Genomic DNA, 19,073 nt, shown 5'->3' on the forward strand with positions numbered 1-19,073 from the left:
CAGCAAATTCATCAACGCAAAGGTAAATAAAAAAGATTAATTAGTCAATAAATTAATAATCAGAATAGGGCAATTTTTCGGATTGTTGATGATATTTAAAATTTCACTATAATGAAAGTTTAAGCCAGCGTTTTTAAGATGAATAAAGAGTTATTAGATGACATACTTTCACTTGAAGATAAAGCAGTTTCCGAAATTGAGAATGCTTCTTCTTTGCAAGATTTAGAAAAAGTTAGGCTATTATATTTGGGAAAAAAGGGTGTAGTTAGAGCGTATTTTGATAACTTAAAAAAGATAGAAAATGCAGAGAAAAAGCGTGATTTAGGTGCAGTGATTAACGCTTTACGTGATAAGATAGATCATCTTATCATGAATAGGGAAAATGTGCTAAAAACAGAAGAAGTTAACTTTAAATTGCAGAACGAGGCAGTTGATATCACGTTGCCCGTTAGACCAGAAAAAATGGGCAAGGTCCATCCACTCAGTAAGGTTATAAATGAAGTAAAGCTTATTTTTGCACATATGGGTTTTAAAGCAGTTGATGGCCCTGATATTGAAGATGAATTTCATGTATTTGATGCACTGAATACTCCAAGTCATCATCCTGCACGAGAGGAGCAAGATACCTTCTACTTAAAGAATAAAATAAACGATAAAAGAATGGTACTGCGCACTCACACTTCATCTGTACAGATTAGAACCATGGAAAAAACAAAAAAATTCCCAATTAAAATAGTAGCCGCAGGTAGAGTATACAGAAACGACTTTGATGCAACTCACACCCCTATGTTCCATCAAATAGAGGGGTTATATGTCGATGAGAATGTCAATATGGGCCAGTTAAAATTTACTATTCATCACTTCCTTAATAAGTTCTTTGGCGATAAAGGGCTGAAGATACGTTTTCGTAATAGTTTTTTCTCTTTTACCGAGCCTTCTGCGGAAGTGGACATAAGTTATAAAGGTAGTAAATGGATAGAAGTACTGGGATGCGGTATGACGCATCCAAATGTATTTCAAAATGTTGGAATAGACCATACTAAATACAACGGTTTTGCGTTTGGCATTGGTATAGAAAGGCTTGCAATGCTAAAATATCAAATTAGCGACTTGAGGAGCTTTTATGACAACAAAATCAGCTGGCTTGATCATTACGGTTTTCATTTTTCATCTTTAAGATAAGTGATAAGTAAAACTCATACGTTCGTTATACTTGCTGCAGGGCATGGCAGGCGGATGAATTCAGATTTGCCTAAGGTCCTACACAAAATAGGCAGTTTTTCCATGCTCCAGCATGTCATTTACAATGCAAAACAGTTAAATCCTGAAAATATTGCTGTTGTAGTTGATCAGCCTTTAATTGAAAGACTAAAGTGTTTTAAGGATATACAGTTAATTACACAAGAATTAACACTTGGCACGGGAGATGCGGTCAAAACTGCGATGAGAAACCTAAGAGAATTGCCAGATTCAAGCATAGTTGTTGTGCAGTATGGGGATACTCCGCTCATAAAAAGCAGCACAATAACTAAAATGATTAGTTATTTAGAAGGCAAGGCTCTAGTTTGCCTAGGTTTTAGGACAAGCAATAAAGAATACGGTAGGTTAATTATTGAGAATGGTTCCTTAAGAGAAATCGTAGAAGCAAAGAGTGATAAAAATAATCATGAAGAATTTCTTGCAAATGCTGGAATAATGGTTGCATGTGCAAAGAATTTACGTGAATTGGTGGAGAAAATAGAGTGCAATAGCTCAACTCATGAATATTACTTGACCGATATAGTTTCCATTGCAGTGAAGAGTAATTTAAATGTCGGTTACGTTATTACCGGTGGAGAAGAAGCAACGGGAATAAATAACAGAAATGACCTTATAAAAGCTGAGTTTTACTTTCAAGAAAATAAAAGAAAAATTTTTACCGACTCCGGAGTAACGCTTGTTGCACCAGAGACTGTTTTCTTTTCTCTTGATACGCAAATTGCCAGAGATTCAGTTATTTACCCATATGTTTTTTTCGGTACTGGAGTGAAAATAGAGTCTGGTGGGAAAATACTGCCATTTTCGCATTTAGAAAACTGCTTAATTAAAAGTAATGCTGAGGTCGGTCCATTTACCAGAATACGCGGAAACACAACAATTGGTAATAAGGCAAAAATAGGAAATTTTGTGGAAGTGAAAACAAGTGAAGTTGGTCAAAACACTAGAATAAAACACTTAAGTTATATAGGAAATGCTAAAGTAGGGCAGGAGAGTAATATAGGAGCAGGCACTATTGTTTGTAATTATGATGGGAAAAATAAACATGAAACGAATATAGGGAGCAATTGCTTTGTTGGCGCCAATAGCTCACTAATTGCGCCGCTTAATATTCATGATGAATCTGTAATTGCAGCAGGTAGTGTTATAGTTGAGGATGTACCAGAAAAAAGCCTTGCAATAGCAAGAGAAAAGCAAGTAACTAAGAGAATAAAGTAGTCTAATTTAATTATGTTGTTGTGTCATTTTTAATATTAGACTTCTTGCATAACCATATAACAAACTTTTATTGGGAATAGAAACAAAAAAACTTCCTTGACAAACTCCGCCAGCCCCCTTATCATAACCTTACTATTACCCACAAATAAAAACATAATATTGTATTTACTCAAATAATTTAATTTTATTAACCTGAAAGCTTATTAGATTAAAATTATTAAACTAAGAGTTATAATTTTAGCAACTAAAAGCTGTAAATTGCACCATATAAACAGTTATTTCAAGCAAAAGTTATGCCATTAAGAGCTATGCAACAAACATTTATATTTGTGGGTAATAGTAAGCTTATCATAACCATACGCGTCAAGTTAAGAGATTGTGAGCAAATTTAGAGAGGTTAAAGTGGATACTCTAGCCCTTCTACGTTTGTCTTTTAATGAAAATCGCGACCAAGTTATAGTGAGTTTTTTAAGAAATGCTTTTAAACTATTAATTTTGGTTAATACTAAAAATAACTCTCTAACCCGCCTTTTTAGCTCAATAAATGCCTTTGTTAAGCTAAGTTCTGTATTCTTTTTCACTTCTGTGCAACCAACTATGCCGTGAAATATAAGAATTGCGCACAATTTAGCATATAGTTCACATAATACTCTGCATGGCTTTCCTTTTAGCTTATCAAGCCTGATATGGCTTTTATACAATTTAAATAATAACTCAATTTGCCACCTTACTCTGTAAATCGTTAATACTTGCTCAGCACTAATTTTATTTTCTGGAACATTAGTTATAAATATTGACCAGTTCAACAATTTTTGATTTCTTTTAGAGGATGTATATCCCTGCGATCTTGCTAATCTATTAGCTTTCCTTCTTCTGGCCATAGACTGTTCTTCAGTTAGTTTCTGACATATAATTCTTACTCTAATTTTTGCTTCTTTTCCTAACAATACCTCGTTTTCTAAAAATAACTTATCCTCTAAACATTCTAATAACTCCATTTTTTGATTTGTTTCTACATCATATATGTTGGTATCGGATTTATAACGACTTATGAAATAAGCTCCTATTTCATTGATTTGTTTAAAAGAACTTGGCACAAAATAACCGAGATCAGATATTAGCAAATCATTGCTTAATATATTACTTAAATGTTTCCTATATCCCTGGTCTGATCTTACCCCCTCCGTTAAATTAAGTTGGTCTATTATCTGATTCATGTAGTCGAAAACTAATTGTAACTTTATTCCAGACTTAGTATTGCTTTCATAGCCACTGTAGCTAGTACCATAACCTTTATACATCTCTTCCATACTGTTAGGTAGAGTAATATAGCTACTGTCCAATAATTTAACACTATTAAATTGCTGTAAGATTTTGCAATCAACTTGCAAGATATTTTTAAAGAGAATCACAGATTCATTATACATCCTTTTCATAAATTCCACTGCTTCTTCAGTAAATCTAAAATCCAAACCTTGTTTTGTTATATCTATCGAGTCCTCGTTTAGTAATTGACACATTGTTTCTACGCTACAATTATCAACTCCTATATTACCCAAGACCATGGCTTTTACGAATGATGAACCTTTTAGCTTTCTCTTTCTTTTTATAAACCTTGTTGTAATTGAGATTTTCTCTGCTTTTTCATTAAAAAATTCTTTGAGCTTTTTTGATAAGCAAGTTATTTTATTCATTGGTTCTCTCACTAAAAGTATATCTGGGAGAACTTATACCTTATTATTCTATCTCTTTCATACCTTTATTTCCTTAACTTGACGCGTATGCTTATCATAACAGTGAAGCTATTGTATTTGCTTTCGCCAATCTGCAGATTAAAAGGTAAGGATTACTTAATGTATCGGCGTCTTATGTTTAATTTTTTGCAGTATATAGATACTGTATGTCTTTACAAAACTTCATCTACATCTAGATTTTTATCTAAATAAGCTGAACGCGCTTATAAAGCGTTACAAGACATCAAAAAATGCCAATACTCGACAGAGATAGTAAAAGACTAGCTAACTCGGGGGTTCTTTGTCTTTTTTTCTGCTTAGTAAATTTCTTAAACATTTGCAGCGTAGGTTAGTTGCAATTAAAAGCAGCTAAATTGCAGTGTTTAAGACTTAAAAAACGCCAATACTGAAAATAGACAATGACTAGGGTTTCTTTTGCCTTTTTTTTCATTTGGTAAATTCCTTAATGTTTATGGCTAAACGACAATCGTCATCCCGCTGCTTGTTAGCGGGATCTATTGCTGAGATACCGCGAATGAATCGCGGTATGACGGTTCGCGGCGGTATGACGTAGGACTGCTGTCATCCCAGTGCGTGACACTGGAATGGCTTTGTTGCATAGCAACTGAAAAAATCTGGTGGCTACTGACAAAATTCATTATAAAATAGCCATTTAACCTTGAAAGAAAAAATATGCCACAAAAAATGAGGGTCAGTAACCATAGCGAATATAACAAATTTCTAGAAAAAAGAGGAAATATTTTTCATTATATCAACGAAGCCATAGAAAAGTGGTACGAGAATGGTCCAAAAATACCAGGTGGCAACAATATTTATAGCGATAAAGTTGTAATTTTGGTGCACATAATAACTTGTTTATTTAGAATAGGCCTGAGGCAAACAGTTGGGTTTATAGCAGGATACCTTGAGCAAATTGGGAAAAATTTGCAAGTTATCAGCTATTCACAATCATCAAGAAGGTTTAAGAAACTCAATATTAAGATCAATGATTGCAGAAAATAATATGGAAGATATCGAAATTGCTATAGACAGTACAGGAATTAGTATATACAACAACACTCCTGGTCATAGCAAAGAAAATAGCGAAGATAGAAAGTATCGCAGCTATGAACAGACAAGAAAATTGCATGTAATGTTGAATACAAACAGCAAAAAAGCCATAGCTGTAAAATACAGTAACGGCTGATCACTATGGAGCTTGTGATTTGCTAAAAGAAGTCGATTTTCAGTATGTCATAAAAGTACTATATGCAGATAGGGCATATGACAGAGAAAAGCTCTATAAGCTGTGTAATCAATATGGTATAAAAACGAAAATTCCTCCGAAAAACAACGCAGCAGAGCATCCAAAGTTAGACTATATGGCTGAGAGAAATGCTGCAATTAGACTAATAAAATCATGCAGCGAAGATGGAATGAAGAGGTGGAAAAGGCAAACAAACTACGGAAAAAGATCTTATATAGAAAGTTTTTTCTCGCGACTGAAACAAACATTCGGGTTTAGTTTTAGGAATAAATCTGAGACAAATAGAGAGAAGGAACTACTTGTTAAATGCTATTTGCTCAATAAGTTCACTGATATTGGTATGGCTAAATTTGAGATAGCTTCATAAATTTATTGTGCGTTACCTACTATCCGAAGAGCGATGCAACAAAGCCCACTGGAATCCCAAAAAAGGATGATGTCATCCTAGTGCTCCTTTTTTTGTCATCCGAGTAGCTGACACTTGGATGACATCGTCATAAAGGAACCAGTGTCAGCTACTCGAATGACAGGAGAAGGGGCTACTTGCATGACGGTGTCGGTAAACTTAGAGCTATAATAACTATTTGCCTTTTTTCTGCTTAGGTTATGCAAGAAGTCTACTGTCTGAGAAAAGGTAGATAAAAGATGAAAACAGATAGAAGTATTTTAGTAGCTCAAAAAGAACGTTAAGTCATGCTTTTTATTTATATTGACAGCGTATATGACATCGTTTACGATTAAAGTTAATAACAATAATTTATATTTATCATGTTTGCAGTAATTGAGACTGGTGGAAAGCAATATTTAGTAAAAGAAGGTAGTATAATAAAGGTAGAGAAGTTAGAAGCTGAAGAAAAAAAAGAGGTGGAAATCAATAAGGTGATTTGTATTTCAAATAATGGCTTATCTTATTCATCTAATGCTACTGTTAAAGCTGAAGTGTTGGAGCAGTGCAGGGGGGAAAAAATTATAATCTTTAAGAAGAAAAGAAGAAAAAATTACCGTAGGAAAACTGGTCATAGGCAGTATATAACTGTTCTTCGTATAAATGAAATTAGTCTTCAAAAGTAAGAGGTAAGATATGGCAACTAAAAAATCAGGTGGTAGTTCCTGTAATGGTAGAGATTCAGCAGGTCGTAGGTTAGGAATAAAGAAGAATGGGAAGGTTATTCCTGGTAACATAATTGTGCGCCAAAGAGGCACAAAATTCCATCCTGGGAAGAATGTTGGTATAGGTAAAGATCATACGATTTTTGCTAAAATAGAAGGCTGGGTCAGCTTTAGAAGGTCAGCAAATAAAAAGACTTTTATTGATATCGTGCCTACAGATAATATGAAAGCTTCAGCTTGAATAAATCATGGGTCTGTAGCTCAGGTGGTTAGAGCGCACGCCTGATAAGCGTGAGGTCGGAGGTTCAACTCTTCCCAGACCCACCATTTAGTAGTTACTAACTGTGTTTTCTATAGCGGTTTTGATATTGTATAAGCAAAAACATGAGTTTATATAAAAATTTAGTAACCAGTGAATCAGTGGCGGCTGGTCATCCAGATAAAGTAGCAGATCAAATTTCAGATGCAATACTTGATGAGTACCTTTTTACTGATCCTTTTGCGCGAGCTGCAATAGAGACTTTAGTCACCAAAGATAACGTTATTATAGCTGGGGAAGTGTTTGGGCCTAACATCAAAAATAGCAGGATTGAAAGTATTGTACGGAATACAATAAAAGATATTGGTTACAAGCACGATGGGTTCCACTGGAGAAAAGTGAAAGTAAATATATTGCTGCATGAGCAATCAAATGACATTGCAATAGGGTTGGATCAAGGTGCTGGAGATCAGGGCATAATGTATGGCTATGCAACAACAGAGACAGAAAACCTTATGCCGGCACCCATTTTTTATGCACACTCGATTCTGAAAAATATCATGAGCGCAGTTAAAGAAGCAAAACTTGGTCCAGATGCAAAGTCACAAATCACTTTGGCATATGAGAATAACCTCCCGGTACGTGCTGAAAGTATTATTGTCTCAATACAGCACCCTGAGGATTTGGATCAATCAAAAGTAAAAGAAATAATTTACCCTTACATAGTTTCATCTTTACCTGAAGGATGGATGTGTCCTGAGGAAAATCTCTTAGTCAATCCAACTGGTAGATTTGTTATTGGTGGACCGGTTAGTGATTGTGGATTAACCGGACGAAAAATTATGGTTGATACTTATGGAGGTTATATTCCACACGGTGGAGGAGCGTTTTCCGGAAAAGATGCAACCAAAGTTGATAGATCTGCGGCTTATATGGCAAGATATCTTGCTAAAAATATTGTCTTTGCAGGTTTGGCTGAACGTTGTCTTGTGCAGCTTTCTTATGCAATTGGTGTATCAAAACCTACTTCATTCTATATTGATACATTTGGTGCGAATAAGGTAGAGGAAAGAGTAATTAAAAAGTTTATCGAGAATAATATAGATTTATCAACAAAAGGCATAATCAAGCATTTATCGCTTAATCATCCTATATATAAACGTACAGCCTGTTATGGACATTTTGGTAAACAGTCGGAAAGGGACGGTGGATTTTCTTGGGAAAACATGGACTTATCTGCTGATCTTTGTAGAGAATTCAATATAGAAGGTAATACTCAACCACTATCGGCTGAGAGCCGAAAGGTTGGATATAGCGCTGGAAGCGCGGTGAGAAGCTAAAGCTACTCCAATCTTATACTAGATATAGAATGAGGCTGATGTGCATCTGTATGTTTATTGATGTACTCATTAATGACTTCATCTGTGATATGTCCGCTGGTAGCACTAAAGTATCCTCTTCCCCAAAAACGCTTTCCCCAGTACATTTTATTTAGCTCTGGAAATTCTTGTTGAACTTTGCGTGAAGACCTGCCTTTGGCTCTTTGAACAAAATCACTCACAGCTATATGAGGAGGTATTACTACGAATAAATGTAAATGATCTGATGATATTACTCCGTTTTCTATCTTAATCCCCATTTCTTCAGATACTTCTGCTATGATTGTTCGTATTCTCTCCTTCATAGCCTTAGTTAATACTCTGTACCGATATTTTGTAATCCAGACTATATGGTACCTATGATAAAATACAGTGTGTTTTCCTTTGTCATATTCCGTCATAACTATACTTTATAAAGTATAGTTATGACATTGACAAACTAAAGTTTCTCCACCTAGAAGGTGGAGGCTTGTACCATCTTATGGAAAGTAAAATTTCTTTAGATTGCTAAAATTTTTGATTTACAGCCCCATATTTATATACTAGCTTATTGTTAAAGCATAGCACGCTTTTTCATAATAATTATACCACATTAGTAATAATTTTTATATTCAATTTTTATTGTGAGGCTTATAAAGTGTATAACGAAATAGAAGGAGAACTGTACAACGTAATTGTAAAAGAGTTTTCTGATCTTATTGATAAAATAAAAGAACACCCTTTTAATGTTGAATTGATAAATAATACATTAGATTATGAAAAATTCAAATTCTACCTTCAGCAGGATTTTCTGTATTGTATAGATTGCGCTCGTGCTTTTTTAATTGTTGCAGCTAGAGTTGATGATATTGAAATGATGAGTAGTTTAATCAATTTGGCACAAGGAGCATTTTATGTTCGAGAACAGTATAAAAAATATTTTGAAGATTGTGATCTATCTGATGATCACAAAAAGTCAAGAGCTTGTTCTGCCTTTACTGACTTTTTCATGAGTGCCGCATATCACAATTCTGTTAATGAAGCTTTAGTAGCATCTTATTCTTGCTTTAACATATACCAAATCGTTATACGCCATATGGTAAATGAGATAACAACTAAAGGGGTTAAAAATAACAAATACAAAGAGTGGATCAACATTTATAGTAGCGAAACAGTAAATGCTGTAATTGATGAGGTTACTGATATTACAAATAAGCTATATAAAAAAGCTAGTGACTGTGAAAAAAAGAGGATGTATGAGTTTTTTAAGAAAGGGCTGGAATTAGAAATAATGTTTTGGGATGAGGCATATTACTCTAATATATCTAGCAAAGAATATTAGCAGCGGATTATTTACGTTAACTTGATCTTTTATCGGTAACTACAGTGTTCAGTGGCATAATTAGGAGCTGTTACGGGTCAAATCTTTTAAAGGATATAATTGAGCATCCTTTTAATGTTGAGTTAGCGAATAACACCCTAAATATAGAGAACTTCAAATTCTATGCTCAACAAAAGACGTTGTTCTTAGGTGATTATATTCGTACCACCTTAATTACTGCATCCAAAATGGAAGATTATAGTAGTATTATCTCGCTTGCTGAAGTAGCCCAAAGAGTAGTGACTGTTAATAGAATGCTATATGACTACTACTTTACTATGTACGGTATAAGTCGCGAAAAGAAATCTCTTGAGTGTTTTAATTTCACTAATTTTCTTTTATCCATCTCGCATAGTAATACCTATGAGGCTATGACGGTTTTGTATTCTTGCATGTTTATATACGAGACTGTCGTTGATAGCATGAAAAATAGATTCAAGAAAAATAATAGATATAGGGATTGGTTTAATTTTTGTTACAGTGATTCAGTAAAGTCTGGATGCATTATTTTGGAAAATATTGTTGATGGATATTGCAGCAGAGCAAGAGAAAACGAAAAGAGCAGAATGCTTGAGTTGTTTAGAATAACTGCACAATTTGTGTTAGATTTTTTGAACGGTGCATATAATTTTTCAAGATTCAATCCAATTTCCTAAGGAACATTGACAATTTTAAGCTAATTTGTATCCTTAATAAGTATTTTTTAAAAAGCTATGAAAAGTAAAGAACATGATTTTCATTTAGTGGATCCAAGCCCTTGGCCAATTGCTGTATCAGCAGCAATTCTTATTCTTGCACTTGGATTAGTTGGCGCGCTTCATAAACAAATTGTCGGAATGTTTTGTTTAGTTTTGGGAATCTCCGCAGTATCAGGGGTGCTGTTTTATTGGTGGAGAGATGTAATAAGGGAGGCCATTTATGACAAATGTCACACTGCCATTGTAAAACATGGACTCAAATTTGCAATGTACTTGTTTATTCTCTCGGAGGTCGTATTTTTTATAGTGTTCTTTTGTTCATTCTTTAAAGCCTGGCTTGATCCAGTTTTTTTATTTGAGGCGTTTTCTCCTGCAAAAAAAGTTGAATGGCCCCCTGAGGGAATTTTGCCACCTGATCCGTGGTCACTACCATTCATGAATACATTAATATTATTGCTTTCTGGTACAACAATTACTTGGGCAAATCACTCTTTACTTAAAAATGATAAAAAGAGCATGATTAAAATGCTGTCCATAACTATATTGCTTGGAGTTTTTTTTATAATAGTGCAAGCAATAGAGTATCATGAAGCGAGTTTTTCTCTACAAGAAACAGGAGAAAAGCTTATTTATACATCCAATTTTTATATGATTACCGGTTTTCACTGCGCACACGTTATAATAGGAATAATATTTTTATCAGTGTGTTTATTTAGAGCACGGAAAGGCCAATTTACACTTCAGGACCATTTGTGCTTTGAGTTTGCCTCCTGGTATTGGCACTTTGTAGATGTAGTCTGGATATTTTTATTTTTGTTTGTCTATTGGTTAAGCGTTTATTAAGTGGTTAAAATAATAGGTCTAGATCCAGGAATAAGCAAGACTGGGTGGGCCATTATCAGCCTGAACGAAAAAAATAATATTGAATTTTTGGGCGGCGGTACCATATCAACTGATGGTAAATTGGGTACAGGTGAACGCCTACATATAATTTTTGAACAATTAAAGAAAGTAATTTCCCTATACTCCCCGAATGAAGCTGCGGTGGAGAAAATTTTTGTTAATAAAAATCCTAAATCTTCACTAACTTTAGGATATGCAAGAGGGGTTGTAATTTTAGCGTTAAAAATAACAAAGCTAACTATGAATGAATATGATGCAAACTATGTAAAAAAAAGCATTACCGGAAATGGCCATGCTGATAAGGATCAGATTATATTTATGGTGAAGCAAATAGTTAAAAATTTGAGTATAAAATGCCACCATGCTGCTGACGCTCTTGCTGTAGCAATTTGTCATGCTTATACGAAAGGTTCTTGTTTTGTTGAGTAACTTTTATATGGGATTCAGTTTGAAGATTTCCAGATCTGGAAAAACTATTTGATTGTATTTATCTTGTCTAACGTTCGTTGCAAAATAATACATGCGGAGATTTTATCATCTATTTTTTTCGATTTTGTGATTGATATTCCAGTAATTTTTAGTGTATGAGTTGCGATAGATGTTGAGAAGCTTTCGTCTTGTAAGTATATATTTACTTTATATTTTTTTATTATTTTATTTGCGAATTGGATTATAGTTTTACACCATTTAGTTTCTTGCTCGTCCATTTTTAATGGTAGTCCTATTACCATTGATCCAGATTCATTTTCTTTGAATATTCTATGCAGATAACCTAAATCTTTGCTCATATTTCTTCTGTGATATATGCTATGAGCTGTGGCTATGAGCTGTGTTTTATCGCTAAATGCTATGCCTATTTGCTTTTCTCCCATGTCAAGGCACATTATGCGCTTATCTTTTGGAATAGACTTTAGAAACTCATCTGGATTTCTATGTAGCATCTATTAGACTTCCTTTAAAGTGACCTTACCAAAAAAGTGGAGAGAAAGTTAAGAAAATTTTTTACAAAAAGAATAATGAATCAAATTGCTCAGGAATGCAATAGACTTCTTGCATAACCCAAACTAAGTAGAAAAAAGGTATCATCTAAGTAGCTGACACTGGTTTCCATCCAAAAGGGCAGTGCCCCTATGATGTCATTCCAGTGCTTGACACTGGAATCCAGACTTCAATTGTTATACTTGTAAATAAGTCTGGAACGTTCATCTCAAAATGTAGTATTTTTGTTGAAATAGCTCAACTGGATTCCAGCGTCACGCGCTGGAATGACACCTTTGTGTTTGCATAGCTGTACGAACCATACGCGTCAAGTTAAGAGATTGTGAGCAAATTTAGAGAGGTTAAAGTGGATACTCTAGCCCTTCTACGTTTGTCTTTTAATGAAAATCGCGACCAAGTTATAGTGAGTTTTTTAAGAAATGCTTTTAAACTATTAATTTTGGTTAATACTAAAAATAACTCTCTAACCCGCCTTTTTAGCTCAATAAATGCCTTTGTTAAGCTAAGTTCTGTATTCTTTTTCACTTCTGTGCAACCAACTATGCCGTGAAATATAAGAATTGCGCACAATTTAGCATATAGTTCACATAATACTCTGCATGGCTTTCCTTTTAGCTTATCAAGCCTGATATGGCTTTTATACAATTTAAATAATAACTCAATTTGCCACCTTACTCTGTAAATCGTTAATACTTGCTCAGCACTAATTTTATTTTCTGGAACATTAGTTATAAATATTGACCAGTTCAACAATTTTTGATTTCTTTTAGAGGATGTATATCCCTGCGATCTTGCTAATCTATTAGCTTTCCTTCTTCTGGCCATAGACTGTTCTTCAGTTAGTTTCTGACATATAATTCTTACTCTAATTTTTGCTTCTTTTCCTAACAATACCTCGTTTTCTAAAAATAACTTATCCTCTAAACATTCTAATAACTCCATTTTTTGATTTGTTTCTACATCATATATGTTGGTATCGGATTTATAACGACTTATGAAATAAGCTCCTATTTCATTGATTTGTTTAAAAGAACTTGGCACAAAATAACCGAGATCAGATATTAGCAAATCATTGCTTAATATATTACTTAAATGTTTCCTATATCCCTGGTCTGATCTTACCCCCTCCGTTAAATTAAGTTGGTCTATTATCTGATTCATGTAGTCGAAAACTAATTGTAACTTTATTCCAGACTTAGTATTGCTTTCATAGCCACTGTAGCTAGTACCATAACCTTTATACATCTCTTCCATACTGTTAGGTAGAGTAATATAGCTACTGTCCAATAATTTAACACTATTAAATTGCTGTAAGATTTTGCAATCAACTTGCAAGATATTTTTAAAGAGAATCACAGATTCATTATACATCCTTTTCATAAATTCCACTGCTTCTTCAGTAAATCTAAAATCCAAACCTTGTTTTGTTATATCTATCGAGTCCTCGTTTAGTAATTGACACATTGTTTCTACGCTACAATTATCAACTCCTATATTACCCAAGACCATGGCTTTTACGAATGATGAACCTTTTAGCTTTCTCTTTCTTTTTATAAACCTTGTTGTAATTGAGATTTTCTCTGCTTTTTCATTAAAAAATTCTTTGAGCTTTTTTGATAAGCAAGTTATTTTATTCATTGGTTCTCTCACTAAAAGTATATCTGGGAGAACTTATACCTTATTATTCTATCTCTTTCATACCTTTATTTCCTTAACTTGACGCGTATGGCTGTACGAACATTGTGATTTGAGAGCAATCTCCACAAGGGAGGATGTCATTCCAGTGCCCAGACACTGGAATCCAGGAAAAAGAATGGTGTCATCCAAGTAGCTGACACTGGGATCCAGAAGACTTAATTTCAACCAAATAATAAAGGCTGGATCCCAGTGCTTGGCACTGGAATGACAGCAATCCTACGTCATACCGCGATTCATTCGCGGTATCTCGGCCGCTAACAAGTAGCGGGATGACGGTTATCGTTTAGCTACAAACATTAAGAAATTTACCAAACGAAAAAAAAGGCAAAAGAAGCCCCGTGGTTGGCTAATTACTTACATTATACTTTCAAGTATGGCGTTTTTTTATTCTAAACACTTAATAACCGCGATTCAGTTGCTTTTAAACCGCAACTAATCTAAATCATAAACGTTAAGAAATTTACTAAACAGAAAAAAAGGCAAAAGAAACCCTAGGGTAGCTAGTTATTCACTATCCATTTTTTAAGTTGGCGTTTTTTTATGTTTTAAACGCTTTATAAGCGCGTTTCAGCTTATGTAGGTAGAAGTTTTATAAAGACATAAGGTGCACATAGTGCAAAAAATTAAACATGAGACGCCAGATACGTGAGTTTTTTTGTCATTTAATCTGTACAGAGAAGATAAATAAATAGCTTCAATTTTATGATAAGAGGGCTGGCGAAGCTTGTCAAGTAATCTTTTGCATTTAACCCGTTTCTATGGGTAAAACAATCTGCATACCACTTAGCTAACATGAGTTTTGTTTTGACTTTTTGTGCTAATTTTGCAGAATATTAAGATTATCATTTAAATAAAATACATGACGAAAGAGGATTGGGAAGCAGTAATTGGGCTTGAGGTGCACGCTCAAGTTTCTTCTAATACGAAGCTATTTTCTAGCTCATCAACGGAGTTTGGTGCTGAGCATAACACTCAAGTTTCTCTAGTTGATGCGGCAATGCCAGGTACGCTGCCAATACTAAATTATTACTGCATAGAGCAAGCAATACGCACCGGTCTTGCACTTTCTGCAGAAATTAATAAGTATTCTTACTTTGATCGGAAAAATTATTTTTATCCTGATTTACCGCAAGGGTACCAGATAACCCAGTTTTTTGAGCCAATAGTTAAAAATGGTAGAATATTTATCAACGATAATGAAAAAGAAATAAGAATCGCGAGAATTCATTTAGAGCAAGATGCAGGAAAGAGCGTTCATGAGGAAAGCAAAACTTATGTGGATTTAAATCGTGCAGGGGTTGCTTTAATGGAAATTGTTTCAGAACCAGATCTCCGTTCATCTGCGGAAGCTGCAGAATGCATGAAAAAATTGAGGCAGATTTTGCGTTATATTGGTTCGTGTGATGGTGATATGGAAAAGGGATCACTTCGTTGTGATGCAAATGTTTCTGTCCGCCTAAAAGGCAGTAGCACATTTGGCACTCGTTGTGAGATAAAAAATCTGAACTCGATACGTTATATTGTGCAAGCTATAGACTATGAAATACAAAGACAAATTGAAATTTTAGAAAGTGGAGAAGAAATAAGTCAAGATACCTTATTGTTTGACGTTGCTTCGGGAAAAACAAAAGTGATGCGAAACAAAGAGGATGCAAGCGACTATAGATACTTCCCTGAGCCTGATTTATTACCTGTTGAGGTAAGCCAGGAGAAAATTGATTTAATTCAATCATCTTTGCCCGAGTTGCCAGATCAAAAAAAGCTGCGATACATTGAGGAATTGGGTATCAACGAATACGATGCAAACGTCATTACCTCCGATAAAGCAATTGCTGATTATTTTGAGGAATTGATAAAAAAACATGATTCAAAGCTCGCGGTCACCTGGTTAACTGTAGAGCTTTTCGGTCGTTTAAATAAAGCAAATATTGATATTGTGAGCTCTCCAATCAAAGCCAATGCCCTGTCCGAGCTCTTAGATTTTATCGTTGATGGAACGATCTCTGCTAAACTTGGTAAACAAGTTTTTGATATTATGTTTGAAACTGGCAAACCTGCATCTTTAATTATAGAAGAGCAAGACCTAAAACAAATAACCGATAGAGGTCAAATATCAGGAGTTATCGACACAATCGTCAATAACAACCAAGATAAAGTTCAAGAATACAAAAGCGGTAAAACAAAGTTATACGGATTCTTTGTCGGCGAAGTTATGAAACTTACCAAAGGAAAAGCCAGCCCTGATGTGGTGAATTCAATTTTGAGTGAGAGATTAGAGTGAGGTGCCTGTAAGATTATCCTGCTCGGCGGTTAAGCGCACCTTTCATGGTATTATGTATCAAGCGAGATGGCTAATGCTGTTTCCTAAACATGCAGTAGATAGAGAGTATTCTTTCCGCCTATTCACAGAGAAAAAATCAGCTAAGGATTTTGATGATATTGTTCTTCGGTATGAACAAGATGGGAAAATAGTACATAGATTCATACAAGTCAAGCACAGGCAGGGTAGGCACAAAAAGATCAGTATAGGTGACTTATTAACACCGGGAAAGAATGGTGCGTTTGGCTTAATAAAATATCTCATTGCTTATTTAAAGATCAAAAGTAGTGGAGAGTTTGAGGGTGAAATAGAGGATTTTGTCATTATTACAAATGATGATTTTGATTCCGCGGATTCGACATCGCATCCAGTAAGAAAGCTGAGAATGATGCCGAGTGGGAAGAATAAAGGAAAGGAAATTTCAGTCATAAGAATAGACACACAAGATGAGTTTCTGGATGTAGGTGATGGTGTAAGATATAAATTTGATGATAGCATTATCTCATATTTGCAGGAGAATAAGAATTTTATAAAGCGTGAGGTAGGTAGAGAAGTCAGCGATAAAGAAATAGAAGACTTTTTAAATAAATTAGTATTTGCAGTCAATTTGCCAAGCGGAACTGAACTTAGTGAAATTATTAAGAGTGAATTGGGCAAGGAATTCAGCAATACTGATGCAAAGCACTTTTACAGCCGTTACCAGGAAGAAGTGCTGATTTTGCTGGAGAAAGAAGAAGAGGAGTTTCTATCATATGAGAAAGCAAAAGCTCTTCTTGAAGAAATAAGAGAGGAAATTTTAGGGGCGGTTTGGTTTGGCATAATAGAGCCAGTGGCATCTTTTACTGGTAGAGGCAGAGTGTTAACAGCTCTGCATAATATGCTACAAAGAAGTGCAAAAAAACAAGCGGTGATATCGCAGGTTGCCTCTATTAGCGGTCTTGGAGGAGTAGGTAAAAGTGAGTTGGCTAGGAAATATACTTACAAATATGGAAAGGATTATTATGTTAATGCTATCTGGATAGATGCTGAAAGCACTGAAACTATGAAAAATTCTTTCCTGGATTTAGCTAATAATAGATTAGGCATTCCTACCAAAGATAGGCACGAAAGGGACAAGACGATAGAAAACATTGTTAGAGAAGTATATGCTTTTTTTGCAAGAAGGGGAAGGAGAAGCCTGTTCATTTTTGATAATGCTGAGGGATATGAAGACATTAAAAGGTTTTTACCTTCATCTTTACACCCTAGACATAAAAAACCTTACATTTTAATTACTTCTCGTAATAAAGATTGGAGAATAGCAGAAGACGAGGAAAAAATAAAAACAATACAGCTAGGTGTATTCAAAAAAACGGAGGCTATAAGGTTTGTCAAGAGGGCTTTAAATATAAAAGATAATTTACAAGATGAAGAAATAAAAAAACTAACAGAGGAGTTACAATATTTCCCACTAGCTTTGGGGCAAGCAATTGCATATATAAATGAAAGCAACATTGTATTAAGTCGCAGAGGTGAAGAAAGAGTTGGGGTTAGTGACTACCTAAAAAGGTATGAAAAAGAAGCAGAGAAACTGCTCGACTTTGAGTCTAAATATAAAAGTGACCGTTATACTAAAACAACATTCATAGCTTGGAAAATTACGATTGATGCTATAGCAAAAAGAGAATGTGGGCCAGAAGCATTGAAGATTCTAGAAGTAATGGCTTATCTTGCTCCTGACAAGATTCATATAGAAGAAGTCTTTTCAAAGTTAATAGCAGAGGATAAGGAAAAGTTATGGAAGGCTGTTGAGCTACTCGATAGATATTCAATAATTGACTTAAAAAAAGGAGTGGCAAACATTCACAGACTAGTGCAGAAAGTAACTGAGTTGAATTTACAAAAGGCAGTCCGGGAAGAAGAAGTTCTTAGAAAAGCTCTGGAATTGATAAATAGTGGTGATATAGCAATCAGTCACATTGTGTCTATTTGGGAATATGCAAGTAAATATGGTAAGTTGATTGATGATTTTTACTTTAACTCATCTTGTATACATAGGAAACCATTTTTTATAAAGAAAAGTACTCCTTTGCACTTGCTTGCTGCAAGTGGTGATTTTAAAGCAATTAAGGCTATACTCACACATATATCAACACATTTCCCAGGTAAATTGATAATGGCTGTTAATGTTGAAAATAATTCTGGTCACGCTCCATTACACTTTGCTGTTTATAATGGAAGATTAGATGTAGTAAAGTACCTTGTTAGTAAAGGTGCTGACATTAGTGCTAAGAGCAAAGACGGCAGTACTCTGTTGCACTATGCTGCTCAGGGTGGAAGCTTGAATGTAGTAGAATACTTGATAGATGAAAAGGGTACAGACATTAACATAAAAGATAATGACGGTACAACTCCTCTACACTCGGTTGCTTATCTAGGCTACTTAGCTGTAGTGAAAAAGTTTATAGAGAAAGGAGCTGATATTAATTCTAGGGATATTTATTATAAAACACCTCTGCATTTAGCTGCTAGTAATAGTGATTTAGATGTAGTAGAACATCTTGTAAACAAAGGCGCTAATGTCAATGCTATGGATAAAGATGGCTTGACTCCATTACACTGTGCTGTTTTTCGTGAAAATTTGGAAATAGTAGAATACCTTGCCGAAAAAGGTGTTAATACCAAGAACAAAGATGACGATACGCCACTACACTTTGCTGCCGTAATGGGAAAAGTTGCTGTGGCAAAAATACTGCTAAAACACAACGCCGATGTTAACGCTAAAAATAATGAAGGAAAAACAGCATTGTATTATGCAGCTAATAATAATCACCAAGAGCTTGTGGAATTGCTTTTAGCTCATGGTGCATCCTATGACTACTGAATTTTGCAT

The 19,073-nt window shown here is 34.6% G+C and carries 17 protein-coding genes, 1 tRNA gene and 1 pseudogene; 13 read left to right on the forward strand and 6 right to left on the reverse strand.

Features of this window, described 5'->3' with window-relative positions:
• Positions 1-138 precede the first annotated feature (138 nt).
• Positions 139-1,182, forward strand: coding sequence for a phenylalanine--tRNA ligase subunit alpha (gene pheS / locus OM961_RS01950; protein WP_264339249.1), 1,044 nt, complete (start codon positions 139-141; stop codon positions 1,180-1,182).
• Positions 1,183-2,475 (forward strand): bifunctional UDP-N-acetylglucosamine diphosphorylase/glucosamine-1-phosphate N-acetyltransferase GlmU, encoded by a 1,293-nt coding sequence (gene glmU, locus OM961_RS01955; RefSeq protein ID WP_264339250.1) that lies wholly within the window; start codon positions 1,183-1,185, stop codon positions 2,473-2,475.
• A 368-nt stretch (positions 2,476-2,843) separates the two neighbouring features.
• Here glmU and OM961_RS01960 read toward each other — a convergent pair whose 3' ends face one another.
• Both OM961_RS01960 and OM961_RS01965 read right to left on the reverse strand, forming a co-directional pair.
• Positions 2,844-4,169, reverse strand: a complete 1,326-nt coding sequence (locus OM961_RS01960) for an IS4 family transposase (RefSeq protein WP_264339118.1) — start codon at positions 4,167-4,169, stop codon at positions 2,844-2,846.
• Between the two features lie 544 nt (positions 4,170-4,713).
• Positions 4,714-4,860: a hypothetical protein gene (locus OM961_RS01965; RefSeq protein WP_264339251.1), complete on the reverse strand. Its 147-nt coding sequence runs from the start codon at positions 4,858-4,860 to the stop codon at positions 4,714-4,716.
• Between the two features lie 41 nt (positions 4,861-4,901).
• Between OM961_RS01965 and OM961_RS07535 the strand changes: the two are divergent.
• The 5 genes and pseudogenes from OM961_RS07535 (at position 4,902) to metK (ending at position 8,184) form a co-directional block, all read left to right on the forward strand.
• A pseudogene (locus OM961_RS07535) lies at positions 4,902-5,842 on the forward strand (IS5 family transposase).
• A 401-nt stretch (positions 5,843-6,243) separates the two neighbouring features.
• Positions 6,244-6,546 carry a 50S ribosomal protein L21 gene (gene rplU, locus OM961_RS01985; RefSeq protein WP_006279565.1) on the forward strand — a complete coding sequence of 101 codons (303 nt, stop codon included), beginning with the start codon at positions 6,244-6,246 and terminating at the stop codon, positions 6,544-6,546.
• A gap of 10 nt (positions 6,547-6,556) precedes the next feature.
• Positions 6,557-6,826, forward strand: a complete 270-nt coding sequence (rpmA, locus tag OM961_RS01990; RefSeq protein ID WP_006279564.1) for a 50S ribosomal protein L27 — start codon at positions 6,557-6,559, stop codon at positions 6,824-6,826.
• A gap of 9 nt (positions 6,827-6,835) precedes the next feature.
• Positions 6,836-6,912: transfer RNA gene (locus OM961_RS01995), tRNA-Ile, on the forward strand.
• A 57-nt stretch (positions 6,913-6,969) separates the two neighbouring features.
• On the forward strand, positions 6,970-8,184 hold the full coding sequence (metK, locus tag OM961_RS02000) for a methionine adenosyltransferase (RefSeq protein ID WP_264339252.1): 1,215 nt from the start codon (positions 6,970-6,972) through the stop codon (positions 8,182-8,184).
• A 2-nt stretch (positions 8,185-8,186) separates the two neighbouring features.
• Here metK and tnpA read toward each other — a convergent pair whose 3' ends face one another.
• Positions 8,187-8,624 (reverse strand): IS200/IS605 family transposase, encoded by a 438-nt coding sequence (tnpA, locus tag OM961_RS02005; protein ID WP_006279552.1) that lies wholly within the window; start codon positions 8,622-8,624, stop codon positions 8,187-8,189.
• 236 nt (positions 8,625-8,860) lie between these two features.
• Between tnpA and OM961_RS02010 the strand changes: the two genes are divergently transcribed.
• From OM961_RS02010 to ruvC, 4 genes are read left to right on the forward strand one after another with little or no spacing between them, the layout of a single operon-like run.
• Entirely contained in the window at positions 8,861-9,544 is a 684-nt protein-coding gene (locus OM961_RS02010; RefSeq protein ID WP_038249063.1) for a TenA family protein, read from the forward strand.
• A gap of 44 nt (positions 9,545-9,588) precedes the next feature.
• Positions 9,589-10,239, forward strand: a complete 651-nt coding sequence (locus OM961_RS02015) for a TenA family protein (RefSeq protein WP_264339253.1) — start codon at positions 9,589-9,591, stop codon at positions 10,237-10,239.
• A 57-nt stretch (positions 10,240-10,296) separates the two neighbouring features.
• Positions 10,297-11,124: a cytochrome c oxidase subunit 3 gene (locus tag OM961_RS02020; RefSeq protein WP_006279354.1), complete on the forward strand. Its 828-nt coding sequence runs from the start codon at positions 10,297-10,299 to the stop codon at positions 11,122-11,124.
• Positions 11,125-11,613: a crossover junction endodeoxyribonuclease RuvC gene (gene ruvC, locus OM961_RS02025; protein WP_038199503.1), complete on the forward strand. Its 489-nt coding sequence runs from the start codon at positions 11,125-11,127 to the stop codon at positions 11,611-11,613.
• Between the two features lie 44 nt (positions 11,614-11,657).
• Here the strand turns inward: ruvC and ruvX are convergent, their stop codons facing one another.
• From ruvX to OM961_RS02040, 3 genes are all read right to left on the reverse strand, one after another.
• The gene (ruvX, locus tag OM961_RS02030) at positions 11,658-12,125 is read right to left on the reverse strand and encodes a Holliday junction resolvase RuvX (RefSeq protein WP_264339254.1); all 468 of its coding nucleotides are present in this window, start codon (positions 12,123-12,125) and stop codon (positions 11,658-11,660) included.
• 370 nt (positions 12,126-12,495) lie between these two features.
• Entirely contained in the window at positions 12,496-13,821 is a 1,326-nt protein-coding gene (locus OM961_RS02035) for an IS4 family transposase (RefSeq protein ID WP_264339118.1), read from the reverse strand.
• 57 nt (positions 13,822-13,878) lie between these two features.
• Entirely contained in the window at positions 13,879-14,046 is a 168-nt protein-coding gene (locus tag OM961_RS02040) for a hypothetical protein (RefSeq protein WP_264339255.1), read from the reverse strand.
• Between the two features lie 694 nt (positions 14,047-14,740).
• Here OM961_RS02040 and gatB point away from each other — a divergent pair.
• Together gatB and OM961_RS02050 are read left to right on the forward strand one after the other, a co-directional pair.
• Positions 14,741-16,162, forward strand: coding sequence for an Asp-tRNA(Asn)/Glu-tRNA(Gln) amidotransferase subunit GatB (gene gatB, locus OM961_RS02045; RefSeq protein ID WP_264339256.1), 1,422 nt, complete (start codon positions 14,741-14,743; stop codon positions 16,160-16,162).
• Positions 16,163-16,214: 52 nt separating this feature from the next.
• A complete protein-coding gene (locus tag OM961_RS02050; RefSeq protein ID WP_264339257.1) occupies positions 16,215-19,064 on the forward strand; it encodes an ankyrin repeat domain-containing protein in 2,850 nt (949 codons plus the stop codon).
• The last annotated feature ends 9 nt before the right edge of the window (positions 19,065-19,073 follow it).

This window comes from Wolbachia endosymbiont (group A) of Cydia splendana, assembly GCF_947179475.1.
Classification (GTDB): domain Bacteria; phylum Pseudomonadota; class Alphaproteobacteria; order Rickettsiales; family Anaplasmataceae; genus Wolbachia; species Wolbachia pipientis.